Below are 26,577 nucleotides of genomic sequence, written 5' to 3'. Positions count from 1 at the left end.
CCTACCTCCCTTTCCGCGTCAGTGCATATACAATCAATCCGTTAGAAACTATTATTCGGATGATTTCAGACATATCAATATTTATGGCGCTGTTTATCACTGACGGCGTCATTGTCAAAATACCTTGAAACAAAAATGTTCCAATAACTACATTGGCAATTGTTGCTTTATTAACGCAGGCGCCTCCAAGTAGAACAGCTGCCACCGATGGAAATACAAATGCTAAGGGAGAGTTGAACATTTGAACAAAACCAAAGCTTTGCTGAAAAACAATCATACCAACTGCCGCTAGCATTGTTGACAGCATTACTGATACTACTCTCATTTTATTAATATTAATTCCTGACGCCCTTGCATAATCCGGATTAGAGCCCACCGCTGTAATAGCTGTACCAATCTTTGTTTTAAAAAATCCCCAAACTATCAAACACATAAGAATAAAAAATAAAATCATTCCTGTAGGGATAATTAGATATTTTGAAACAGGAATTTTTAAGATATCACTAAGTACATGTATCCAGTACTCTTCAAGACTAATTGTGACCCTAAGCCCCTCACCTTTGAACCCCATAACACTTGCTGGATTTTTAAAGGGAAGTTTGAGCCATAATATATTCATTAAAAAGACGAACGAGAAACCCACATATGTGGCTATAATCATTTCATCGCCTTTAACTCGATTTAGAAGCAATCCATAAAGAAAACCCAAAACTGCGGCCATAGCAAGTCCTACTAGAAAGGCTACTCCGATTCCTGCCATACCTGTAAGATTAAGCTCTAGGCTCACCACGGCCCCCATCATTCCTGATATAAGGCCTACTGGAACACCAAAGTTCAGGCCACATCCTGATTGAATCATAGGCACCATAGAAAGTACCATAATACCACTCATACCAAAACGCACAATAACATCATTTAAAGATGCATCAACCTTTACCCCGAAAATAGGAGCGACAATAAATAATGCTAAAAGGAACATGGCAATGATGATGCGAGCCCATCCAAAGTTTTTGATGAATTTATTTATCTGAGCCATGTTTTTTCACCCTCTTCGTTTATCTTAAATTCTCCCGCCATTAATAACCCAAAATCAACTACAGGAGCATCTGGTGGCAGAATACCAAATATTTTCCCTTCACAAACAATAGCTATCCTATCACTAATAGATTTAAGTTCTTCCAGTTCTGAGGATATTATAACTATAGTTGTGTTGTTTTCTTCGTTATATTTTCTTAATGCATCTAAAACCAATTTTTTTGCTCCAACATCTATACCGCGGGTAGGCTCAGAGACAAAAAGTAACTTTGGCTTCATAGCAAATGCCTTTGCAAGGCAAACTTTTTGTTGATTTCCACCTGAGAGATTACGCACTGGCTGACGCTGGCTAGTGCACCGAATTTCTAGTGACTTTATGTATTCCAGCGCACATGCTTTCATAGCTTTCTCATCACGCCACTTAATCGCCCCACCTAAATAACTTTTAAGAAATTTGTTTTGTACTTGCATGGCATTAAAAGCAATATTCCAGTCAATAGGTTCATCTAAAAGTAATCCAACACCTCTACGGTCCTCAGATACAAATGCTATGCCACTTTGTAGCGCATTTAATGTATTGTTTAAACGGAGTGGTTTATCCTCAAAGAAAATCTCCCCGCCTGACATAAAAAGTCCCATAATTCCATTAGGAATTCCAAGCTTACCTTGCCCTGCAAGACCACCAATACCTAAAATTTCACCTCTACGAACCTTTAATGAAACATTTTTAATTGTTTCACCAGGCATGTCCACCCAGAGATTTCGAGTTTCGAAAATTATATCCTTTTCGTCAATTTTTACTACTGGCCTTATATATTTAGCTTCTGCATCAACATCTCTACCTACCATCCATTCCGCAATTTGTCTTACATCCACATTCTCTGCTGGTGTCTCTACAACAACTAACCCATCCCTGAGTACAACAATAGTATCGCAAATGGCTGTTATTTCATGAAGTCTGTGAGATATAAACACAATGGAAATACCAATATCTGCAAGAAGCCTCATAGATTTCAATAGAACCTCAGCTTCAGATTCTGTAAGTACTGCAGTTGGCTCATCCAAAACAATAAGTTTAACCCCACTTCTGTTAATTTCACGTGCTATTTCTATAAATTGCTTATGCCCAACTGGCATTTCAGATACCAGTGTTTCTGTATCCAGCCGAACCCCTAATGTATCTATGGCCTTTTGAGCGCTCTTTCGAATTTCTGGTAAGTCTATAGTTTCCATACGTTTACCTAGGACCTTTGAAATCAAGCTTTTCTTGGTCTTTTCCATGTTAAGAAGTACATTCTCTCCTACCGTAAATCCAGGAATTAGTGAAAATTCTTGGTGTACCATTCCTATTCCTGCTTTTAAAGCATCCACAGGGCTCTTGAATTTGATTTTTTCTCCATTTAAATAAACAGAACCTTCATAACCGCCAGTTTCAGAAATCACCTTCATACCAAATAAGATATTCATCAATGTAGATTTGCCCGCTCCATTCTCTCCGACAAGTCCCAATATCTTTCCTTTTTCAAGTGTGAAACTTATATCTTTAAGCACTCTGTTTCCGTCATATTCTTTGCCAACGCCTTCTACCTTAAGTAGTACATTTTCTGTAGACAATAAATTCACCTCTATCCCAACATAAGGAAAATTACTTTGCACACATATGCAAGCAAAGCAATTCACACTTATTTGGTTATAATAATAATAATAATAATAATAATAATAATACACTGAGAATAGTCTATATAGACCGCTTCCTAAATGTTCAATATTTTTTAGCTTATTTTGTAAGCTTATATTGTGCTGGTACAACTTCTTTACTGTTACCTAGGTATCCTTTTCCAAATACATAAGTGTCTTGATAAATCATTACGTGGTTAGAAATCTCGTTTCCACTAACTCTATCTGTATACAGTGAACCATTCCACTCAGCGCCTGGTGTATATGCACCAAATGCCTTTATTACATCAGAAAGATTGCCCTTTTGCATTGTGCCTTCTACCACGTTCTTGCCATATTCTACTAAACCTTCACTAGCTGTGTATCCATAAGAAAATGCCCATGTACCCATTCTTTCAGAACCACCTTTAGCAACTACAGTTTCTTCAACTTTTTTAAGGATAGCAGGCCAATCTCCAGCTTCTTCTTTTAAATCAATACCGAATGCACCCGGATACCCCATTACTGGTGAAGGAAGATCTGGTTCAACAAATATCGCCCCCAGTTCTGCAACACGTTTTAGAAGTGGCTCTGTTTGAGCATCATTTGTGCAGAAAAATGCTGTATCTTCTCCATATTTTTCAACCCATGCAGGCATTTTTTCAAGAATAAATTGTTGTGCTCCTGGAACTCCAACGTCACTGGTAGGGTCTGGAGCTGTTTCAAATACGAATTTAATTCCTAAGTCTTTACAAGCTTGTTCCATAATATTTTTTCTGAGTGAAAGAAGTTCTATACTCATATGTCTAGGGAAAGAAATGTGCACGAAAGTTTTTGCGCCCATCTTTTTCGCAGCGAGTATCATAAGGTATCCACGGCTTACGTTATCAGGATCCACAACTAAATCCGCAGCTTCTTCAATCATAGCACTATCTTCTTGAGAAGAATTAGCTAACAATAATATATCAGGTCTTTTTTCACGAATCTGCTTAAATGCTGCAACAGTACCTGGAACTGCTTGATTTACTACTATTACTTTCATGTCTGCATCATCTGCAAGACCAGTAATTGTTCCAATAGTAGTTTCTAGTTCTTGCGTAAAATTATCTGGATAAGTAACATGCTTTATCATTCCGCCGGAAGCAGCATCGCCATACTTTTTAATCATTGCTTCGGCACCACGCAACTCATCCTCACCTTGTGATACAGTACCCGTAACAATACCAATGTGCATCTTTTTCGCCTCATCTCCAGCAGGTGTTTTTTTTGCGCACCCTACCACACCTAATGTTAGAACTAAACTTAAACCAATTGCTAATGATCTTTTTAACATTATAAGTCCCCCTTTTTTCATTTTTCAGAGTAATTCTCATTTATAATACAAAAATCCTAAGTATAATAGCTCCCAATATGCGCAAGTCTAAACCCATATTATTTAACTATTTACTTTTCTTGGATTATTAAACGCTTCTGTTAATCGACCCTATAATGACCATAAAATTCTAACTTTATGCAATTAATTCCTTTTCAATAAAGAAATCAGCACCTCTGTTATTAAACAGAAGTGCTGATTTTTCTTAAAATCACTTGCTAAATTGAAAATCTTTCAAAATTAATCTAAGAACAATGTTGTGAGGATCTCAAGTGACACAAAAGACAGCTACCAAAACTACCATCAATGTATGCCTTATCACCTACCTTGGCTTTTACAAGACTATTAGTAAAGTCACCAAGTTGATAAATGTTTACCCTAAGAGCTGCCTACTATTGCAGATTATTTTAAGTATAAATAGACATCCCATACATTTTAATTTTCAAATAAGTTCGAAACTTAAAATGTATGGGAATAATATTAATTTATTAATAAAGCTTTGTATTATTAGAGCTGCACATTTTTATGAAATATTTATGAACTTCTAAGCTATCAGTAAGTTCCGGATGGAAAGACGTAGCAAACATATTATTTTGTTTTGCTGCTACAATTTTCCCATCAAGAGTACATATTATTTTAACATCGCTCGAAACTTCTGTAATTAATGGACCTCGAATAAAAACTAGTGGCAATGGCTCACTTGAAATCTTATCGATTACAACACTCCTTTTAAAGCTATCGATTTGGCTTCCGTAGGCATTTCTTTTTACTTTTATATCCATAATTTTAAGATATTCATTGTCTGTTCCCTCAATGTATTTAGCAAGTAGTATCATACCAGCACAAGTTCCCCACACAGGTAATCCTGAGAGTATTTTTTCTCTTAAAGGCATAATCATATTTCTTTCCTTTAAAATTTTCCCTATCGTTGTACTTTCCCCACCTGGTAAAATGATCCCTTGTATATCTTTGATATCCTCAATTTTCTTAATCTCTGCAGCTTCATGACCAAGCTTATTAATATGATTTATATGTTCTATTACACCACCCTGAAGTGATAAAACTCCAATTCTCAATTTTACCATCCTCTTTCTGAAAACTTCTCTTTAATCTCACTTATTTCTAGGCCACTCATTGCTTCTCCAAGGTTTTCAGAAACTTCTGCTATAACTTTTGGATCATTATAGTATGTAGTTGCTAAAACTATAGCTTTTGCTACAGCCTGTGGATTTTCCGCTTTAAATATTGCTGAACCAACAAAAACTCCTTCTGCCCCAAGTTGCATCATGAGTGCTGCATCAGCTGGCGTTGCTATTCCACCTGCAGCGAAATTTACTACTGGAAGTTTACCATTTTCCCATACATATTCAATTAAATTAATTGGGGCACCAAAGTCTTTAGCAATTGTCATTAGCTCTTCTTTTGGAGCATTTTTCACTTTTCTAATTTCATCCATTATACATCTCATGTGCCTGACAGCTTCTACTACATTTCCTGTGCCTGCTTCACCTTTTGTTCTTATCATTGCAGCACCTTCTCCAATCCTTCTTAGTGCCTCTCCTAAATTTCTTGCTCCACAAACATAAGGAACTTTAAAATTCCATTTATTTATATGATACTGCTCATCTGCTGGAGTCAAAACTTCACTTTCATCTATAAAATCTACCCCTATTTCCTGCAAAATTTGTGCCTCAACAAAATGTCCTATCCTACCTTTAGCCATTACTGGAATAGAAACGGCTGCCTTTATTTCTTTAATCATTCTAGGGTCAGACATTCTAGCCACACCACCCTCTTTTCTAATATCTGATGGTACTCTCTCTAGTGCCATTACCGCACAAGCCCCTGCCTTTTCTGCAATTATTGCCTGTTCCACATTCACAACGTCCATTATTACTCCGCCCTTTAGCATTTGAGCTAAATTTTTATTAATTTCATATCTTTCCATAGAATAACCTCCCAAAAATTTATTTAATAGTAAAAGTATACCATATGTATATAGCATATGATAGTGTATGGATACACTTATAGTCTAAGCGGTAAATAAAAAAAGCTTTACATTAAACTATTTTACTAATGGCAAATAATCATTAAATAAATTAAACAAGGGGAGCTCATATTATGAGTTGTAGTGTTGGTCCAGTATAAATTCACTTTACTATCAAAATGTTGAAATAGATAAAAATATAGTTACCATCCCGGCAATAAACTTCCACTTATATACAAATAGAATACAATGGACAAAGGTATTTTAGGGTTGGTATTTCTGCGAATATTGATACGGCTTCACTAAATGCTTTATTTAGTGATATTAATAGAAGAAGCTAATTGCCCCGTACCTGGCGCACTAATAGAAGGAGCTTAACCATTTTCGGTCAAGCTCCTTTTATTAGTGTCTTCACTTGTTATATTATAAGCTGACTGACAATCACCTTATAATATATTTCACCAAAATAAAAACCACTAAGTTAAACTTAGTGGTTTTTTCTTACCTGGCGACAACCTACTCTTCCACAAGGTCACCCCTGCAGTACCATCGGCGCATTGAAGCTTAACCTTCGTGTTCGGTATGGGAACGGGTGTTACCTTCATGCCATAATCACCAGATTGAGAATATAAATATTCTCTGAAAATTGCACAGTGAATTAGTCTTTTCGCTCACGCTCAAAGCCTCGCTTCTTTCTTACGAAAGAAGTATTTCGCATTACTTTTAATTATATATTTAGGTCAAGCCCTCGACTTATTAGTATTAGTCAGCTGAACATGTTACCATGCTTACACCTCTAACCTATCAACCTGGTGGTCTTCCAGGAGTCTTACTAACATCGCACTTACGTGCGAGTTATGGGAAATCTCATCTCAGGGTGGGCTTCACGCTTAGATGCTTTCAGCGTTTATCCCTTCCAAACATAGCTACCCAGCGATGCCACTGGCGTGACAACTGGTGCACCAGAGGTTTGTCCATCCCGGTCCTCTCGTACTAAGGACAGCTCCCTTCAAATTTCCTACGCCCGCGACGGATAGGGACCGAACTGTCTCACGACGTTCTGAACCCAGCTCGCGTGCCGCTTTAATGGGCGAACAGCCCAACCCTTGGGACCTACTTCAGCCCCAGGATGCGACGAGCCGACATCGAGGTGCCAAACCTCCCCGTCGATGTGGACTCTTGGGGGAGATCAGCCTGTTATCCCCGAGGTAGCTTTTATCCGTTGAGCGATGGCCCTCCCACGAGGTACCACCGGATCACTAAGCCCGACTTTCGTCCCTGCTCCACTTGTAAGTGTCGCAGTCAGGCTCCCTTCTGCCTTTGCACTCTTCGCGCGATTTCCAACCGCGCTGAGGGAACCTTTGGGCGCCTCCGTTACTTTTTTGGAGGCGACCGCCCCAGTCAAACTGCCCACCTAACAATGTCCTGTGACCAGATTCATGGCCTCCAGTTAGAACCTCAGTACTGTCAGGGTGGTATCCCAAGGATGACTCCACACAGGCTGACGCCCATGTTTCTCAGTCTCCCACCTATCCTGTACAGACAATACCGAAATTCAATGCTAAGCTACAGTAAAGCTCTACGGGGTCTTTCCGTCCAATCGCGGGTAGCAAGCATCTTCACTTGCACTACAATTTCGCCGGATGTGTTGTTGAGACAGTGCCCAAATCATTACGCCATTCGTGCGGGTCGGAACTTACCCGACAAGGAATTTCGCTACCTTAGGACCGTTATAGTTACGGCCGCCGTTTACTGGGGCTTAAGTTCATACCTTCGCTTGCGCTAAGTAATCCCCTTAACCTTCCAGCACCGGGCAGGCGTCAGCCCCTATACATCAGCTTTCGCTTTAGCAGAGACCTGTGTTTTTGCTAAACAGTTGCTTGGGCCTATTCTCTGCGACCTACTTACGTAGGCACCCCTTCTCCCGAAGTTACGGGGTCAATTTGCCGAGTTCCTTAACAACAATTCTTCCGATGGTCTTAGGATTCTCTCCTCACCTACCTGTGTCGGTTTGCGGTACGGGCACCAATATCCTCGATAGAGACTTTTCTTGGCAGCGTGGAATCAGATACTTCAGGAATAAATTCCCTTCCCCATCACATCTCAGCGTTAAGAGCAAACGGATTTGCCTGCTTGCTCCGCCTAAATGCTTAGACACACATCCAATAGTGTGCACATCTTATCCTCCTGCGTCATCCCATTTCTAATAACGTCCATTGGTGGTATCGGAATATCAACCGATTGTCCATCACCTACGCCTTTCGGCCTCGGCTTAGGTCCCGACTAACCCTGAGAGGACGAGCCTTCCTCAGGAAACCTTAGGTTTTCGACCGTTAAGATTCTCACTTAACTCTCGCTACTCATGCCAACATTCTCACTTCTGTACCGTCCACCACTCCTTACGGTATGACTTCAGCCAGTACAGAAAGCTCCTCTACCGCGTACACAATTGTGTACACCCATAGCTTCGGTGGTAAGTTTTAGCCCCGGACATCTTCGGCGCAGGATCTCTTGACTAGTGAGCTATTACGCACTCTTTAAATGAGTGGCTGCTTCTGAGCCAACATCCTAGTTGTCTTAGAAATCCCACATCCTTTTCCACTTAACTTACACTTTGGGACCTTAGCTGATGGTCTGGGCTGTTTCCCTTTTGACTACGGATCTTATCATTCGCAGTCTGACTGCCGAAATAAAAGTATATGGCATTCGGAGTTTGATAGGGTTCAGTAACTGTTGTCAGCCCCTAGCCCATTCAGTGCTCTACCTCCATTACTCAATTAATCGACGCTAGCCCTAAAGCTATTTCGAGGAGAACCAGCTATCTCCGAGTTCGATTGGAATTTCTCCGCTATCCACAGCTCATCCCATGGTTTTTCAACACCAACGTGGTTCGGACCTCCACGGAATTTTACTTCCGCTTCATCCTGGCCATGGATAGGTCACCCGGTTTCGGGTCTACGACATGCAACTATGCGCCCTATTCAGACTTGGTTTCCCTTCGGCTCCGTACCTTAAGTACTTAACCTTGCTACATATCGTAACTCGTTGGCTCGTTCTACAAAAAGCACGCCGTCACACATATAAAGTGCTTCGACCGGTTGTAGGCACACGGTTTCAGGTTCTATTTCACTCCCCTTCCGGGGTTCTTTTCACCTTTCCCTCACGGTACTTCTTCACTATCGGTCACTAGGTAGTATTTAGCCTTGGGAGGTGGTCCTCCCAGCTTCCCACAAGGTTTCACGTGTCTCGTGGTACTCTGGATTAGATCTGACTGTTTTTCCTTTTCATTTACAGGCCTATTACCTTCTGCGGAGCAGCTTTCCAGCTATCTTCAATTAAGGAATTGCAGTATTTATGATCTATCCTCAACCCCCAGATCAAAGACCTGGGTTTGGGCTCTTTCCCTTTCGCTCGCCGCTACTTAGGAAATCGATGTTTCTTTCTCTTCCTCCGGGTACTTAGATGTTTCAGTTCCCCGGGTCTACCTCTGCATACCTATTTATTCAGTATGCAGTACATAGTTGTTACTATGTGGGTTCCCCCATTCGGAAATCTTTGGATCACAGGCTATTTGCGCCTACCCAAAGCTTATCGCAGCTTAACGCGTCCTTCTTCGGCTCCTAGTGCCAAGGCATTCGCCATGCGCCCTTTGTAGCTTGACCTTGATTCTGTCTATTTACATAGACGATTATATTAATTTTGCGAAATTGTATTAAATTAATTTATAAACTACTTGCGTAGTTTTAATTTTTTTAAAACAACTTTTTTCACTGTGCAATTTTCAAAGAACATTTTAAGAAAAACTATTCATTATCTAACTCCTAAGAGTTAGATAAAATTAGTCTCTCAAAATTAAACAGAGAACTAGGTACGATTAATTACAATAGATATTTTTGAAGAACAAATTAATATTCTTCTATTGCATCGACCGAAGTCAATACATCTACTCCCTAGAAAGGAGGTGATCCAGCCGCAGGTTCTCCTACGGCTACCTTGTTACGACTTCACCCCAATCATCAATCCCACCTTCGGCCGCTGGCTCCTTACGGTTACCTCACGGACTTCGGGTGTTACCAACTCTCATGGTGTGACGGGCGGTGTGTACAAGGCCCGGGAACGTATTCACCGCGACATGCTGATTCGCGATTACTAGCAACTCCGGCTTCATGTAGGCGAGTTGCAGCCTACAATCCGAACTGGGATGAGTTTTTGAGTTTGGCTCCACCTTGCGGTCTTGCATCTCTTTGTACTCACCATTGTAGCACGTGTGTAGCCCTAGACATAAGGGGCATGATGATTTGACGTCATCCCCACCTTCCTCCCGGTTAACCCGGGCAGTCTCACTAGAGTGCTCAACTTAATGGTAGCAACTAATGATAAGGGTTGCGCTCGTTGCGGGACTTAACCCAACATCTCACGACACGAGCTGACGACAACCATGCACCACCTGTCACCCTGTCCCGAAGGACTTCGCCCATCTCTGGGTTATGCAGGGGATGTCAAGTCTAGGTAAGGTTCTTCGCGTTGCTTCGAATTAAACCACATGCTCCGCTGCTTGTGCGGGCCCCCGTCAATTCCTTTGAGTTTTAATCTTGCGATCGTACTCCCCAGGCGGAATACTTAATGTGTTAACGGCGGCACCGAGGTTCGACCCCCGACACCTAGTATTCATCGTTTACGGCGTGGACTACCAGGGTATCTAATCCTGTTTGCTCCCCACGCTTTCATGCCTCAGCGTCAGTTACAGTCCAGTAAGTCGCCTTCGCCACTGGTGTTCTTCCTAATCTCTACGCATTTCACCGCTACACTAGGAATTCCACTTACCTCTCCTGCACTCTAGACACCCAGTTTCAAATGCAGCACCCAAGTTAAGCTCGGGTATTTCACATCTGACTTAAATGTCCGCCTACGCATCCTTTACGCCCAGTAAATCCGGACAACGCTTGCCACCTACGTATTACCGCGGCTGCTGGCACGTAGTTAGCCGTGGCTTCCTCCTCTGGTACCGTCATTATCGTCCCAGAAGACAGAACTTTACAACCCGAAGGCCTTCATCATTCACGCGGCGTTGCTGCGTCAGGGTTTCCCCCATTGCGCAATATTCCCCACTGCTGCCTCCCGTAGGAGTCTGGACCGTGTCTCAGTTCCAATGTGGCCGATCACCCTCTCAGGTCGGCTACGCATCGTCGCCTTGGTGAGCCGTTACCTCACCAACTAGCTAATGCGCCGCGGGTCCATCTCAAAGTGGAATTTTCCGAAGAAAAATCCTTTGATGTTTCGATCATGCGACCAAAACATATTATGCGGTATTAATCTCCCTTTCGGGAGGCTATTCCCCTCTTTGAGGCAGGTTACCCACGTGTTACTCACCCGTCCGCCGCTAATCCACCCCGAAAGGTTTCATCGCTCGACTTGCATGTGTTAGGCACGCCGCCAGCGTTCGTCCTGAGCCAGGATCAAACTCTCAATTTAAAAGTTTACACTTTTTTAGTTGAAATGATTAATCTGCGACAACTGTTAAGTTGTTACGCAAGCTCATTACATACTTTTAGTCTTACGACTAAATTTTACTTTATACTAAAGTAATTAACTGGTTTAACGAAATATTATTTCGCTATCTTTACCTATTTCTCTGTTTAATTTTCAAAGACCAATTCGCTTTGTCATCATGTGACGACTTCTACTATATTACTAGGTATTTCTTGTTTTGTCAACATTTTTTTAATTTATTTTCATTTGAAAACATACTAAATAGTTATCAACAGTTAGCTTATCGTGCCACTCGTTTGTGACGACAAGGAGTATTCTATCATATAAATAAGGTCATAATTTCACAATATAGGTACTCTAGCTAGATTATATTCATTTTTCTACATGTAAGTCTAAATAATTCAATATTTCGCATCCAGATACACATGGCTAAGTATTATCAATACATTTCAAAATCAACTCTATTAGTATCAATATATAATATCTTACCGTTTTATATATTGATAACACATTTTTTATTTCTTTTAACAAGATGCATTTATAATAGACACATATAATGTAGAAAGTTAACATATACGCTTTTACTATATATGTAGTTTATTTTTACACAAATGTTAATATAAACACTTCTAAGTCTTAGACTATGGCTTGAAACCGTATCCTTGTTATTAATTGCTTTTGGTAATTTTTTTATTATCTATAAGTCTATTGATTTCTTCTCCAATATGGTATAGCGTAGAGAAGTAGGTAAGAGTTTGATTTAAAATATTTTTTGTTCATTTTATTAGCATCTTTTTATATAAAGTTTATCGCAAAACTATTATAAAATGGATGCTTTTATTTTATAGATATTTTTCTCTATAATACTCAGTAAAATCGGGATTTATTACCCTAGTTAAGGGCTAGTAACCCGGATTCTAATCAAACAAAATTTAGGGAGTGTACAATATGTTTTTAATACCAAGTCCAAAACAATTAGAACTAAATAAAGGTACATTGCAACTTAGACGTGATACGGAGATAGTCTTAGATTACCAATGTGATTTTGATGACTTAAATGCCGCGATTGTATTACAAGATGAAATTCAGCAACAATTAGGCTTCAAATTAGTAATAAATAAGGCCTTTGATTGCCATAATGATAAAACCGTAATTAGATTTAAAAAAGTATCAGGTCCAAAAGAGGCTTACACCTTAATTATTGGTGGAACCTGCATCGAAATATGTGCTGCTACTTCCATAGGCATATTTTATGGAGTACAGACATTTAGACAAATTATTAGGCAAAATGGAACTTTACTTCCAAATCTCAAAATTGAAGACGAGCCATATTTTACTAACCGTGGGTTCTATCATGATGTTACAAGAGGCAAGGTACCAACACTTGAAATGCTTATGGAACTAGTTGACAGGGCAGCTTTTTATAAAATTAATCAGTTGCAATTGTATATAGAACATACTTTTGCATTTAAAGGCATGAGTGAAATATGGATGGACAAAGATCCACTAACAGCGGAGGAAATATTAATACTTGACCAATATTGCAAAAAAAGGCATGTTGAATTAATCCCATCCTTGTCTACCTTCGGGCATATGTATGAGGTGCTTAGGTCAAAGTCCTTCAATGAATTGTGTGAGCTAGAAAACAGTGAGGGAGGCGAGTACTCTTTTGGTCATAGAATGGTTTCACACACACTGGATGCAACTAATGAAGGTAGCATAAAACTAGTTGAAGAAATGCTAATGCAATATATACCGCTATTTAGCTCAGACACATTCAATATATGCTGTGATGAAACCTTTGATTTAGGAAAGGGTAAAAGTAAAGCCAAAGCCGATGAAGTTGGGGTTGGAATGTTGTATGTTGAATTTTTGAACAAAGTAATAGATATAGTCAAGAAAAAAGGCAAGAAGGTTATGTTCTGGGGGGATGTGATTTTACATCATCCTGAACTTTTAAATAATATAAGTAAGGATGCCATATGTCTTAATTGGGACTATAACGAAAATGCCAAAGAGGATGGCACAAAAGCAATAACTGAGTCAGGTATGGAGCAGTACGTGTGCCCAGGTGTATGGGGATGGAATCAACTAGTGAACAAAGTCGATAAGGGTTTTGAGAATATTAAAAGAATGGTAGCCTATGGTGTTAAATATGGTGCAACAGGCGTTCTCAATACTGACTGGGGAGATTTTGGTCATATAAATTTTTTAAGTAGCTCAATTCCAGGCATGGCATACGGAGCGTCCTTATCATGGAACCCAGATGGCGAGAAAGAGTTTGAAAATGTATTTAAAGCGTTGTCCTTAATAGAGTATGGTGATGACTCACTTGAACTCGTGTCTCTACTTAATAAATTATCCAAGGAGCAGATCGTAGGCTGGTATGAACTAGTCGAATGGAAAGAAAATCATAGTAAAAATTCAGATATTAAAGAAAGTTTCAGCGAGCTTGATTGGAAAAAGATTTTAGCTGGTTATGACATAGCTTGTGAAATAGAAAATAAGTTTACTACATTGTCTAAAAAAGTGTGCATAAACACCTTTGATCTGCAAGAATTTATTGTTTCAGCAAGGGCAATACAACTTGTGAATAGCTTTTTCCTAAATCTTTTGAAGAATGAGTATTCTAAAAATGATGTAGATACAGTATTTAGTCCAATGGATCTCGCAGAAAATCTCGAAGTATGGTTCTGTGATTATGCAAAAATCTGGAGGGCACGAAATAAGGAAAGTGAACTATATAGAATTAGAGAAATCATAGTTTATACTTGTAGATACTTAAGGGGAATATGCTTGGTAGCTTGCTAATAAGGTAGCTTGCTAATAAGTTATGTTATCTATAAAAAAATTAAGGTATTTCTTTGGTTTATCTTAACATAAAAATAATCCTCCCAAATTGGGAGGATTATTTTTATGTTTCAGACTGTTTACAAACAACTGACTCTAATATAATAGCTACATTATTTTTTAACACCAATCTATATCGCTATCATTATAATAAACCCTTAACCAGTCGCCATTTATTAAATTAACTTTAATTTCTATATCTTTCCCAGGCTCATTGTATTCTTGAAAACCCATAATACAATCTTTTGATTCTTTACTTTTTAGTTCTAAATAATCTTGAAATAATATTTCATGTTTATACATTTTTACTACCTTCCTTTAACCACTTGGTATTTAATTTTGCCACCTGATAATCTTTAATATTTATTTTTGTAATTATATCCAGTTTTGTTTACATTAATCATTATACACCATACGACAATTTGCAACAAAAATAAACTAGCTTAGCCTCAGATAGTCATAAATATTTCTATAAACGAAAAAAGTCTAACAATTACACTATGCCAATTTTCTCCTTGCTAAAAAATAGAGACTGCCAACATAGTTGTCAATCTCTGCACACTATACATTTTTTTGATATTTAGCTACATACTCGTAAGATAAGAAATACTCTTTCATATCTTTACCAACAATACCACAAATATTATTTAATAGCTGATCATCTTCCGGTGTTAATTCAGTACGATAATGAAATATATATGGATTACTATACCCACACTCATCGAATATTTTGCATATATCTGTTAAAGTAAAAAACTTATTATTATTTCTATTTAAAATAGAATTTCCGCTGTACATAAAGCTTCCTCTTAATAACTCTTTTATAACTGAATGATGCATTAAGTTAGGAATAGTCGCAATTATATATCCCCCAGGCTTCAAAAATTTTTTTATTTCATTTAGTAATGTCCAAGGGTCTTTACTTAGTTGAAGTCTATTGCCAAGAATTATATAATCAAAAAAATTTGTCTTGTCTTTTTTAAAGTTCATGCTATAATTTTCTTCAAAATCATCAGTTATTAACTCTAGAATTTTTCCACCTAGCCTCGCTACATGCTCATTTGTCTCTATACCATATATATCAGCGTTAGGGTACATATATTTCAACTTAAGTAGTGTAGCACCTAGCCCACAGTCAAACTCAAGAATATTTAGACCATTTTCTTTTGGCTCATCTATACGCTGTATTATGTCAAATTTTAATGTGCTGCCTACGTTAGAGTTAAACCCCCACTTATCCTCAATTTTTTTACGATTTATCGTTAGTACATTATTAAATTCAGTATAATCTTTATTAAAAGATGAACTGCCAAAATGGTGTATGAAGCTGTCATTACAAAGCATCATCTTATATCCCAATTCTATAATTCTCATGCATAAATCATCATCTTCAAAATTTCCAGGTGAAAATTGCTCATCCATAACGCCAATCTTGTTAAGAACATCTCTCCTTATAAGCATGCAAAATGCCACAAGCCTTACTTTCCCCTCCCATTTCTCGGGGTTTGAAACATTATTAGCCTCAGCGAATGGAATCATATCTTTAACATCACTATAAGGCACACTTACAGACTGATAATTAGAACAATTATTAGTTATAGATGAAGTTGCTCCAACTTTATCATCACTGTAAAGACATATTTTAAGATTATCAAGCCACCTTGGAGTAACTACCGTATCATTATTCAAAAACAAAATATCATTTTCTTTGCCTGATGCAGCTATTCCAATATTACAGCCCTTTGGAAAACCTACATTTTCATCATTTAAAATAGATTTTATATCCTTCTGGTCTTTAAGCCATTCTCTTGTCCCATCAGTAGAATTATTATCTACAACAATTATTTCGTAGGTATTCTCTTTAGTGTATTTCCTTATGCTATCAACGCATTTGTGATTGTAAATAAGATTGTTGTAAGTTAAAATTATTATTGAAGTTTTCCTATTCTCAATCATTACTTTATCCCTTCCTCGATCACTTAGTCACAGCAAATTATGCTTCAATTACATATTACGCTTATTATTAAAAAATGTACCTATCCTATTTATAAATTCATCCTAATGGCCTTAGAAATGATTTTCATAACCTTAGTTACATTTTATAATTTATTTTTAAATATGCTCCCTATTCCAACCCACAGCATATTATATACTGTAAATTTGTTTTAGGAGGCTTATATCTTATATGGTAACTATTAGTTTATGTATGATTGTAAAAAATGAGGAAGATGTTTTAGGTAGGTGTCTTGACTGTATTAAGGATATTGTTGACGAAATAATAATAGTTGACACTGGCTCCACAGATAACACAAAAAAAATTGCACAAGAATATACAGATGATTTTTTTAATTTCCAGTGGATTGATGATTTCTCTGCTGCTAGAAATTTTTCTTTTTCTAAAGCAAAAATGGATTATATTCTTTGGCTAGACGCTGATGATATCATTCTCGAAGAAGATATAAAAAAATTTAAACAACTTAAGCAAAGCTTAACTCTAGATGTAGATAATGTTATGATGATGTATAACGTAGGCTTTGATGAAAATGGAACAGTTACCTTATCATATTTTAGAGAACGCTTGTCAAAAAGAATAAATAATTGTAAATGGACAGAACCTGTTCATGAATGCCTAGTAATGGGAGGAAATATTATAAACGCCGATGTTTGCATAACACATAGAAAAGAACATGCCGCAGTACAAGGTAGAAATATATCTATTTATAAAAAATTGCTGTCAGATGGGCAATCTTTAACACCAAGAGGACTCTTCTATTATTCCAGGGAATTACATCAAAATGGATTTTTTGAAGAAGCAATAAAATATTTCAATGAATTTTTAGACACAGAAAAGGGCTGGGTAGAGGATAATATAAGTGCCTGCTTTGATCTTTCTAACTGTTATAACATTATAGGTGATAAAAAAGCCATGCTAAAAATACTACTTAGAAGCTTTGAATATGATACTCCAAGAGCTGAAATATGCTGTACTATAGGAACCTACTATTTTGAGATTTCCGATTATAACAAGGCTATTTTTTGGTATAAGCTCGCATCAGAACTTAATAAGCCAGTTAATAGTTGGGGCTTTATATCTCATGATTATTGGGGATATATACCCAATTTACAACTATGTGTTTGTTATGACAGGTTAGGAAGTAGAGCAGAGTCAATTAAATATAATAATAAAGCGGCTGAATATAAGCCTGATTCTCCAGCGGTACTTTCAAATAGAGATTATTTTGAAAGTACTGCTATATAAATTATTACCTTTAAAATATATCCCAAAATTGAGGTAACATTATATGATATGCTCCCCTTATGGTGAATTGAACCCTAAAAGTTGAACAAAATATTTGAACAAAATATTTCATGTATGGGACTAGTAGTTTAATGTAACTGCTGGTCCTTTTACGCTACTGATTTTCTATAATTAACTGGACTTAACCAATTCAAACTTTGTTTGATTCGATCATTGTTATAGTATTTGATATAATCGATTAATTCCATCTTTATTTCTTCCATTGATGTAAATTCCCTTATATACAATAGCTCAGTTTTTAAAATACTAAAAAAGTTTTCTACTACTGCATTATCATGACAGGTTGCTTTACGTGACATACTTTGTTGAATTCCTTTTGCTATTAATTTATTTCGATATGATTTTTGTTGATATTGCCATCCCTGATCCGAATGCAAAATAAGTCTCGTGTTATCGGGTATTTTTCTAAAAGCCTCTTCCAATGTATGATTAATTTGCATCATATTTGCATGGTCATTAAGATCATAACTAATAATTTCACGATTATATAAATCCAGAATTACTGATACGTATGTTTTTTGCCCACAAAATGAAATTTCACTGATATCCGTTACCCATTTCTGATTAGGTTTGTCCGCTTTAAAATTCCTGTTTAATATGTTAGGTGCGATTTTCCCAACATCACCCTTATAAGAGTTATATTTCTTCATTCTTACACAACAAAACAGTCCCAGAGAATTCATTAATTTTAGTACCGTCTTATGATTAATTATATATCCGAGTTTGTGTAACTCCGCTGTAATACGTCTGTAACCATATGTTTTTTTATTTTTATCAAAGAGTTCTATAATCTTTTGCTTTATTTTTTTATACTTATCTAGTCTGTTCATTCGTTTTATATAATAATAGTAAACACTGTGTGGAATTTGTGCTATATCTAAAAGCAGCGTGATTGTGTATTTATGCCTTAATTCATAGATTACTGTTACCTTTTCTTTGGTGTTTGCCTGGATTGAATTAAGGCATTCAATTTTTTTGTGTAATCTAGCTCCGCACGAAGACGCTCGTTTTCATTGTAAAGAGCCTTCTCCGTTTTTGTTTGTAAATCGCTTAGTTTTAAGTTTTTACAAGTGCTGATTATATTCTTTATAGGTTCTCCTTTTTTTCGGCCACGATGATCTATAGCTAAAAATTCTTTGCCATTTTCAATATAGAGTTTTTTCCATCTAAGAACTAAAGATTCATTAAGATTATATTTAGAACATATCTCATGTTTTGAAAGACCACTATTTATTAATTCTTCTGCAACCTTTATTCGAAAGTCACCTGTATATTTATTCCGTTTTCCATTACGAGGTATAAGTGCATCGTCGCCATGTAACTCCTGAATTTTTTCCCATCCTCGTATTGTTTGGGGAGCGACATCATATTTTCTTGCTAGAGCATTGCGTGAGCCATTATTAGCTTTCTTCCATTCATCAAGTATTTCTAAACGCTTTTCAAGTGTGTATTTTACTTTCAAAAAAAATCACCCCTTATATAAACAATTATAATACTTTGTCCAATAAAAGGGGAGCAGTTCATGGTAGACAGTTAAAATAATAAAACTGTTTACTATAAGGAGGGCTATTTTTTTATGGGAAGAAAATCAACTATATCAGACCAACAAAAAATTAAGGCTGTAACATCATATTTAAATGGAAAAGCTAGTATGTTAAGTTTATGCAACAAACTTCAAGTACATAAGAGTTCTTTTCAAAAATGGGTAATACGATATAAATCAGAAGGTGAAGCTGGGTTAAAACATTCTAGCAAAAATACTTCTTATACTGCCAAAATCAAGATTAACATTGTAAAAGAATATCTTGATGGGCATGGCTCACTGAATGATTTATGCATTAAGTATCATATTTCGTCAAATACAGTTTTATGCAATTGGATAAAGAAGTATAATGGTCATGAAAACATAAAATCTTCTGGAACAGGAGGAAAAATAATCATGACCAAAGGACGCAAAACTTCTTATATTGAACGCATTGAAATCATAAAGTACTGTATTGAAAACAATAACAGTTATAATAAAACTGTTGAAAAATATAAGGTATCTTATCCTCAGATTTATACCTGGATGAAGAAGTATAATCAGTTTGGTATTGAAGGGCTTTTGGACCGACGTGGAAAGCCAAAGGCTGAAGAGTTAATGACAGAAGATGAAAAGCTAAAAGCTCAATACAAGCTTTTAGAAGCACAAAATAGAAGATTACGGATGGAGAATGCTCTTCTAAAAAAAATCCAAGAGATAGAAAGAAGGCGATATTAAGCGAAGCTAGATACGAAGATACTTATCTTGCAATCCAAGAATTATCTAACAAAGATAAATTTCCTATAACTGAGTTGTGCATTATAGGCGGCGTTAGCCATTCTGCATATTATAAATGGCTACACAGAGAAAAAAGTAACCGAGTATTGAAAAACGAAGAATTATTAAAGCTTATTTGTGAGTTATATGAGGAAAAAGACGGTATCTTAGGCTATCGCCAGATGACGATTAAAATCCGTAGAGAATATAATAAAAAAGTTAATTATAAACGAATTTATCGTCTGATGCAGATATTAGGATTAAAATCCGTATGCAGAAAAAAAAGATATAATTATATTAAGTCAACTCCTGAAGTTACTGCAGAAAATATTTTGGATAGAAATTTTAAAGCAGAACAAGTCAATAAAAAATGGCTTACAGATGTAACCGAGTTTAAATATGGGAGAAGTGGACAAAAGGCTTATCTAAGTGCAATATTTGATTTAGGTGATAGAAGTATTGTTTCATATGTCATTGGTCATTCTAATAATAACCAATTGGTTTATCAAACCTTTAATCTTGCTGTTAAAGTATACCCTGATGCTAAACCAATATTTCATAGTGACCGAGGTTTCCAGTATACTTCAAAAATATTTAAAGAAAAACTAAAAAAAGCTGGAATGATACAGAGCATGTCGAGGGTTGGGCATTGTATTGATAATGGTCCAATGGAAGGATTTTGGGGAATCTTAAAAACAGAAATGTATTATCTTCATAAATTTGAAGACTATGAAAGCTTAAAGAAATCGATTGAAGACTATATAGAATATTATAATAATAGACGTTATCAAAAACGTTTAAAGTGCATGACACCAATGGAATATCAGCGGTATCTATTAGGTAATGCAGCATAAATAAAGCGCCTACCAAATGATAGACGCCTTACATAAAATCTTTAATTATTTCCACTGTCTACTTGACAGGGGGCAGTTCAATATGGGTTCCCTTTATCAAAATTATTTTATAGTTCTGGCAACAATTCTATAATTCAAGAAGATTATAAAATAAGTAACATCAGTTATGTTCCTATCGGCACTGGCACATTTATAATGGGTAATAGTTGGCTTAATATTTGTTCAAATGAGAATAATATTATGCCTAAAAGTGTTATAGGAGATGGGTTACGTTAAAAATTTGAACAAAAAAAATCTTAACTATTCAGAAAAGATTCTTTTTATATTCATAATCCTATTTAATTATTCTAAAATGAAATTCGGCAATTTTCTACTTGTTATTTTATTTCGAATGCCTCAACTTTATATTTTGGAATCTTTTATAACTGTCTTCAGCACCTTTGAAGATTCCAAAAGTTTATCTGTTTCATCCTCATTGAGTTTGACTTGTAGTATTTTTTTTACCCCTTCTCTACCTAAAATTGTTGGAACTCCCATATAAATGTCCTGGATTCCATATTCACCCTTTAGCAGAGATGATACTGTAAGAATAGAGTTCTCATTGCTTAATATTGCTTCAACTATTCTTTTTATGGCTAGGGCAACAGCATAATATGTTGCACCCTTTTTTTTAATAATAGTATAGGCTGCTTCTTTTACTTCCTTATATATATCAAACTTCATCTCTCCACCACATTTTTTAGGACACATATCACAGTACTCATCAACATTCATACCCGCAATACTAGTTAAACTCCAAGTAGCAATTTCTGAATCCCCATGTTCACCCATTATATAGGTATGTATATTTCTAGCGTCAATTTCAAAATGCTGACTAAGCAGGTATTTAAATCTCGAAGTATCAAGAACCGTCCCCGACCCAATTACTCTATTGCTTGGAAATCCTGAAAGCTTATAGGTTATATAAGTCAATACATCCACGGGGTTTGACACTACCAATAATATAGAATTGGGACTGAATTTTACAACTTCCGGAACTATACTTTGAAATATTTTTAAATTTTTCGAAATACAGGTAAGCCTTGTTTCTCCTGGCTTTTGACCAATTCCAGCTGTAATAATTACTATATCTGAATCCTTTGTGTCTGAATACTCTCCAGACGTTATTTCAATAGGCCTTACGAAGGAAGCTCCATGTGATAAATCCATTGCCTCGCCCTCAGCTTTTTCCTTATTTATATCTACAATTACAATTTCAGATGCTAATCCTCCAGTCATTAAAGCAAATGCTGTAGTAGAACCTACAAAACCTGCTCCAATTATAGATATTTTATTTCCTCTTGTCCTCATACAAAAACTTCCTTTCTTTGTTACCATTATATACTATATAATAATTAATAGCTAATAATATTGTTTCTGAAATGGACATCGATTAAGTAAGTAATAATGCTTTAATAAATATCGCCGTTTGATGCCCTCCCTTTAAATTAAAATATATAAATAAAAAAGACTTTCAACACACTGAAATTCTATCCTGCTTAAAATCTCCTTTAGCATAAACGATTATACTAAAAAAGACCTTACATACAACGATAAAACCATTGTGTTAAAAATCTCACTTGACTGAACTCAGCCACGATAAAGCCAGACCAAAAGGTCAGTATGTTGACTTTATCACCAATATAGGCAGCTACTCCCTTTTAACATTTAAGTTTATATTTTTTATTATACTATTAATGTATCATAAAATTCACACACGAAATACATTTTTTTTATTTTAAGTAAAATTGTTCCACAGCAAAGCATTTATTTAAAAATATTACTATTATTAAAAAACATTAAAAACACTATTGATCATACCCTATACTTTTCATAATAATTAAAGCCGTATCTTCTATAGCTCTTTTAGTAACATCAATTGTTAAACACCTTGTTTTTTTCATTATTTTTTCTGCATAATCTAACTCATCTAATATTCTTGAATCATTCGCATATTGAAAGTTGGCATTAAGTCCATTGAATTTACCCATTCTATTTTTTCTTATTTCGATAAGCTCAAAGGGATTTATTTTAAGCCCTATGATCTTCCTTCCAGGGATGTTATATAGTTCTTCTGGAACAGGCACTTCAGGTACTAACGGTATATTTATAGCTTTAATTCCTTTATTAGCTAAATACATACACAATGGGGTTTTTGAAGTTCTTGAAACACCAATAAGCACTACGTCTGCATGTTTTATCCCATCATAATCCCGGCTATCATCATATTGCATAGCAAACTCCATAGCTTCTATTCTTTTATAATAATCCTTATCCATTTTCCATATTGCTCCTGGAATGTATTCTGGCTGTTTATTTAATAACTTAGAAGCTAGTCCTATCCCTGGTCCTAAAACATTCGATACAAATATTCCTTTTTCTACACATCTTTGTACTAAAAATTCTTTTACATCTACCATAATAATAGTAGAAATAATCATTACTTTTGAATCCCTATCTATTTTGCTAATAAAATAATTAACATCCTCAGCTGTTTTAATATGTGGTGTTTTTTTCACTATTACACTATCTGGAAACTGACTCGCTACTGATTTAGCCACAAGTTCCGCTGTTTCTCCTATTGAATCCGATACCGCATATATTGTTAACATTTTTTCATCTCATCTACTCTCTTTTTATATATTTTTTTCAGCACTCTAGCTTATCGTCTCTTAATATAAAAACTAAATTAAAATTATATTTTTAAAACAAATTAAAGAATGTTGAATTTAAATTAGATTGATTAAGCTATCATTATGTTATCCATATTAATCGATATAATTTAAATTAAATTATCTTTTTTTAATAAATTAAATAATGTTGAATTTAAATTAAATTGGTTCATTAAAACATTAACTTCAGATAATGCTTTTTCTTTTTTATCCTTAGATATATTAGCTTTTGAAGCTCTAATTAATATGTTTTTAGGAGAGTGTGATATATCTATAAATTCTAGAAGCTGACTTTTATATCCGACGCTTTCTAAAAGATTTGCTCTTACTGAATCTGTCATAAGCGCTGAAACCCTTTCTTGTACTATTCCATACTTTGTTAGTATCGATAATGACTCTGTTTTAATTTGGCTATTGAATTCATGCTGGCAGCAAGGAACAGAGAAAATCATATTACTATTCCACTTTATCGCATTATATAAAGCATAATCAGTAGCTGTATCGCACGCATGTAATGTAATTACCATATCAACTTTATTATCATATTTAAATCCATTTATATCCCCTAGCTCAAAATGTAAGTTTTCATAATTGTATCTTGTAGATATGTCATTACATTCTTTAATTACATCCTCCTTAAGATCAAGTCCTATCATTTTCACATTGATTTTTTTGATTTCAACAAAGTAATAATATAATACAAATGTTAAGTAAGATTTTCCACATCCAAAATCTAATATAGTAAGTTCTTTAAAATCATTCTTCTTAATTTCATCATCAATAATTTCAACAAACTTATTTATTTGCTTATACTTATCATATTTTGAATTAACAACCCTGCCTTCTTTTGTAAAAATGCCTAAATCTATAAGAGGCTCTATTATCATACCCTCTTTAAGAATATAATTTTTTTCTTTGTTATGTCCTTTATTAGCAATTTTTACATTATCACTTTTTTTCTTCCCTAAATGAATTTTACCTTTTTTAGATATTTTCAAATCAAATGTAATTGTATTTGACCAAGCATCTACTTGTTTATAACTCGCTGATACATATTCTAGTATTTTTTCTCCTAAAACATCTATAGTAATATTCTCATGGAAAGCTTGCTTATCGGTGTTTTTTTCTATTTGATAATATTGCTTTACATCATCTTCTTTCAATACGAATGTTATTTTATTATACTGTACATCTTTATTCATTTTATTACTAATAACTAATTTTAAAATATCTTGCTTTAATATTTCATTAATCGCGCTTCTTAACTCTTCCATGTCAACACACCTTATAATTTATTTTAAAACTACTTTTCTATCTAATAATATCATTATATACCAAGTTAATTAATTCTAACACTTTTAAAAATAATTCCAATAAAATTTATGATATGAAAAATCTTGCTTCCCTAATATTTATAAAGAATTTTTTTTATAATATATAAAAACAGACCATATACTAAAATATACACCGTATATGGCCTGTTCAATAACCGATTTAAAATATGCTATTAGAATTCCCTACTAATCCTTATTCCAACACTCAGTATTGGTAAGTCCATCAATAGAATCCGCATGAAATACTGGATCTTTGCCTTGTTTAATCTGAATTGCATAATCCTTAATTACCTTTGGAAGCACCTTACTTAATTTGAAAATAACAACAAGATTTATGAGTGCCATTGCTCCCATAAATAAATCTGCCATATTCCATACAATACTTATTGAAGACATTGATCCCCAAAATACCATACCAAGTACACCTACTCTAAAAGTAGTAAGCCATATTTTATTTCCATTCATAAACTCAATATTTGATTCACCATAATAATAGTTTCCAATTATAGAACTCCACGCAAACATGAAAATGCATACAGCTATAAATATGTTCCCCCATTCACCTACCTGCGATGTTAATGCTGCTTGTGTCAGTTCTATTCCTGTAAGTCCTTCGTTTAAATGTTCGCCAGAAACCAAAACGATAAATGCTGTTGCACTACATATTACTATAGTATCTAGGAAAACCCCAAATACTTGCACAATACCCTGTTTAACAGGATGACTTACATCTGCTGTAGCTGCTGCATTTGGAGCACTTCCCATACCTGCTTCATTTGAGAATAGTCCTCTTTTAATACCCATCATAATCGCTGCACCAATTCCACCGCCTGTAAATTGCTTTAAACCAAAAGCACCTTGAAAAATCATTTTAAATACAGCTGGAACTTGAGCTATATTTTTGAAAATTACAAAGAATGCAACAAATACATAGGCTACAGCCATAACTGGCACTAGAATCTCTGCAACTTTTGCTATCCTCTTAACGCCACCAAATATAACTAAAGCAGTAAGTCCTACCAGGATCATGCCCCCCCAGAATCTTGTAATACCAAAAGCTCCTTCAAAAGCTAATGTTACAGTATTTGCCTGAACCGAATTAAATACAAGTCCAAAGGATATAGTTATAAGTACTGAGAATACTATACCAAGTTTTCGTTTGCCAAGCGCTTTTTCCATATAGTATGCAGGGCCACCCTTGTATCCGTTTTCACCCTTTACTTTATAAATCTGTGCTAATGTATTTTCAACAAAGCTTGAGCCTGCACCTAAAAGAGCTATAACCCACATCCAGAAAACTGCTCCTGGACCTCCAACTGTTACGGCTATCGCAACCCCCGCAAGATTTCCAGTACCAACATGAGAAGCAACACTTATACAGAATGCCTGAAACGATGATACCGCCACACCTTCCTCGCCATCTGAGGTTTTTCTACCATTCCTAAGAAGTTTAAATGTATGAGAGAAAAATCTAAACTGTGGAAACTTAAGATGAATAGTAAAATATGCTCCAATACTTATAAGTAAAATTATGAGCACGTAAGACCAAAGTATGTTATTAACTGATGTTACAATAGAATTTAATAAATTTAACATTTTGTCACACTCCTTCTAATAATTTAAATACTGAAATATAATAATTTTTTTCTACACCATACCTTATTATGTAT

At 35.4% G+C, this 26,577-nt stretch carries 18 protein-coding genes and 3 rRNA genes; 5 read left to right on the top strand and 16 right to left on the bottom strand.

The window, feature by feature from the left end:
- Position 1: 1 nt before the first annotated feature.
- The 5 genes from ACWJKE_RS18115 to pdxS all read right to left on the bottom strand — a co-directional run bounded on the left by ACWJKE_RS18115 (position 2) and on the right by pdxS (position 6,011).
- Positions 2 to 1,036 (bottom strand): ABC transporter permease subunit, encoded by a 1,035-nt coding sequence (locus ACWJKE_RS18115; protein ID WP_216301617.1) that lies wholly within the window; start codon positions 1,034 to 1,036, stop codon positions 2 to 4.
- Positions 1,024 to 2,649, bottom strand: coding sequence for a sugar ABC transporter ATP-binding protein (locus ACWJKE_RS18110; RefSeq protein ID WP_220286678.1), 1,626 nt, complete (start codon positions 2,647 to 2,649; stop codon positions 1,024 to 1,026). Before ACWJKE_RS18110 ends, ACWJKE_RS18115 begins: the two co-directional genes overlap by 13 nt.
- A 163-nt stretch (positions 2,650 to 2,812) precedes the next feature.
- Positions 2,813 to 4,024, bottom strand: coding sequence for a DUF3798 domain-containing protein (locus ACWJKE_RS18105; protein ID WP_258280642.1), 1,212 nt, complete (start codon positions 4,022 to 4,024; stop codon positions 2,813 to 2,815).
- Positions 4,025 to 4,551: 527 nt separating this feature from the next.
- Positions 4,552 to 5,139 carry a pyridoxal 5'-phosphate synthase glutaminase subunit PdxT gene (gene pdxT, locus ACWJKE_RS18100; protein WP_216301615.1) on the bottom strand — a complete coding sequence of 196 codons (588 nt, stop codon included), beginning with the start codon at positions 5,137 to 5,139 and terminating at the stop codon, positions 4,552 to 4,554.
- Between the two features lie 2 nt (positions 5,140 to 5,141).
- Positions 5,142 to 6,011, bottom strand: a complete 870-nt coding sequence (pdxS, locus tag ACWJKE_RS18095) for a pyridoxal 5'-phosphate synthase lyase subunit PdxS (RefSeq protein WP_216301614.1) — start codon at positions 6,009 to 6,011, stop codon at positions 5,142 to 5,144.
- A gap of 272 nt (positions 6,012 to 6,283) precedes the next feature.
- Here pdxS and ACWJKE_RS18090 point away from each other — a divergent pair, with 272 nt between their 5' ends.
- Positions 6,284 to 6,391 (top strand): hypothetical protein, encoded by a 108-nt coding sequence (locus ACWJKE_RS18090; protein WP_216301808.1) that lies wholly within the window; start codon positions 6,284 to 6,286, stop codon positions 6,389 to 6,391.
- Positions 6,392 to 6,553: 162 nt separating this feature from the next.
- On the opposite strand, the gene rrf is transcribed toward ACWJKE_RS18090, so the two are convergent.
- The 3 genes from rrf to ACWJKE_RS18075 all read right to left on the bottom strand — a co-directional run bounded on the left by rrf (position 6,554) and on the right by ACWJKE_RS18075 (position 11,522).
- Positions 6,554 to 6,670, bottom strand: a 5S ribosomal RNA gene (gene rrf, locus ACWJKE_RS18085).
- Between the two features lie 116 nt (positions 6,671 to 6,786).
- Positions 6,787 to 9,712, bottom strand: a 23S ribosomal RNA gene (locus ACWJKE_RS18080).
- Between the two features lie 292 nt (positions 9,713 to 10,004).
- Positions 10,005 to 11,522, bottom strand: a 16S ribosomal RNA gene (locus ACWJKE_RS18075).
- Together the 16S, 23S and 5S rRNA genes form the textbook arrangement of a ribosomal RNA operon.
- Positions 11,523 to 12,488: 966 nt before the next feature.
- Between ACWJKE_RS18075 and ACWJKE_RS18070 the strand changes: the two genes are divergently transcribed.
- Complete coding sequence (locus ACWJKE_RS18070; protein ID WP_462953669.1) at positions 12,489 to 14,351, top strand: beta-N-acetylhexosaminidase; 1,863 nt, start codon at positions 12,489 to 12,491, stop codon at positions 14,349 to 14,351.
- A gap of 159 nt (positions 14,352 to 14,510) precedes the next feature.
- Here the strand turns inward: ACWJKE_RS18070 and ACWJKE_RS18065 are convergent, their stop codons facing one another.
- Positions 14,511 to 14,693 carry a hypothetical protein gene (locus ACWJKE_RS18065; RefSeq protein WP_165414411.1) on the bottom strand — a complete coding sequence of 61 codons (183 nt, stop codon included), beginning with the start codon at positions 14,691 to 14,693 and terminating at the stop codon, positions 14,511 to 14,513.
- A 258-nt stretch (positions 14,694 to 14,951) separates the two neighbouring features.
- On the bottom strand, positions 14,952 to 16,346 hold the full coding sequence (locus tag ACWJKE_RS18060) for a glycosyltransferase (protein ID WP_462959064.1): 1,395 nt from the start codon (positions 16,344 to 16,346) through the stop codon (positions 14,952 to 14,954).
- A gap of 229 nt (positions 16,347 to 16,575) precedes the next feature.
- On the opposite strand from ACWJKE_RS18060, the gene ACWJKE_RS18055 reads away from it, so the two are divergent.
- Positions 16,576 to 17,649, top strand: coding sequence for a tetratricopeptide repeat-containing glycosyltransferase family 2 protein (locus tag ACWJKE_RS18055; protein WP_216304472.1), 1,074 nt, complete (start codon positions 16,576 to 16,578; stop codon positions 17,647 to 17,649).
- A gap of 149 nt (positions 17,650 to 17,798) precedes the next feature.
- Here ACWJKE_RS18055 and ACWJKE_RS18050 read toward each other — a convergent pair whose 3' ends face one another.
- Complete coding sequence (locus ACWJKE_RS18050) at positions 17,799 to 18,629, bottom strand: IS3 family transposase (protein ID WP_462959355.1); 831 nt, start codon at positions 18,627 to 18,629, stop codon at positions 17,799 to 17,801.
- Positions 18,630 to 18,634: 5 nt separating this feature from the next.
- Positions 18,635 to 19,171 (bottom strand): transposase, encoded by a 537-nt coding sequence (locus ACWJKE_RS18045; RefSeq protein WP_462958831.1) that lies wholly within the window; start codon positions 19,169 to 19,171, stop codon positions 18,635 to 18,637.
- A gap of 114 nt (positions 19,172 to 19,285) precedes the next feature.
- Here ACWJKE_RS18045 and ACWJKE_RS18040 point away from each other — a divergent pair, with 114 nt between their 5' ends.
- Both ACWJKE_RS18040 and ACWJKE_RS18035 read left to right on the top strand, forming a co-directional pair.
- Complete coding sequence (locus ACWJKE_RS18040) at positions 19,286 to 19,969, top strand: helix-turn-helix domain-containing protein (RefSeq protein ID WP_258280590.1); 684 nt, start codon at positions 19,286 to 19,288, stop codon at positions 19,967 to 19,969.
- Between the two features lie 74 nt (positions 19,970 to 20,043).
- Positions 20,044 to 20,862, top strand: a complete 819-nt coding sequence (locus tag ACWJKE_RS18035) for an IS3 family transposase (protein ID WP_253198320.1) — start codon at positions 20,044 to 20,046, stop codon at positions 20,860 to 20,862.
- 402 nt (positions 20,863 to 21,264) lie between these two features.
- Here the strand turns inward: ACWJKE_RS18035 and ACWJKE_RS18030 are convergent, their stop codons facing one another.
- The 4 genes from ACWJKE_RS18030 to ACWJKE_RS18015 form a co-directional block, all read right to left on the bottom strand.
- Entirely contained in the window at positions 21,265 to 22,212 is a 948-nt protein-coding gene (locus tag ACWJKE_RS18030) for an L-lactate dehydrogenase (protein ID WP_216304470.1), read from the bottom strand.
- 497 nt (positions 22,213 to 22,709) lie between these two features.
- A complete protein-coding gene (locus ACWJKE_RS18025; protein WP_216304469.1) occupies positions 22,710 to 23,513 on the bottom strand; it encodes a pyruvate, water dikinase regulatory protein in 804 nt (267 codons plus the stop codon).
- 170 nt (positions 23,514 to 23,683) lie between these two features.
- Positions 23,684 to 24,847 carry a class I SAM-dependent methyltransferase gene (locus tag ACWJKE_RS18020; RefSeq protein ID WP_462952835.1) on the bottom strand — a complete coding sequence of 388 codons (1,164 nt, stop codon included), beginning with the start codon at positions 24,845 to 24,847 and terminating at the stop codon, positions 23,684 to 23,686.
- 246 nt (positions 24,848 to 25,093) lie between these two features.
- A complete protein-coding gene (locus ACWJKE_RS18015; protein WP_462952834.1) occupies positions 25,094 to 26,503 on the bottom strand; it encodes an alanine/glycine:cation symporter family protein in 1,410 nt (469 codons plus the stop codon).
- Positions 26,504 to 26,577: the final 74 nt, after the last annotated feature.

The sequence above is a fragment of the Clostridium sp. CM036 genome, assembly GCF_055081135.1.
Note: the sequence above shows the minus strand (reverse complement) of the source record. Positions and strands in the feature narration are given on the sequence as shown.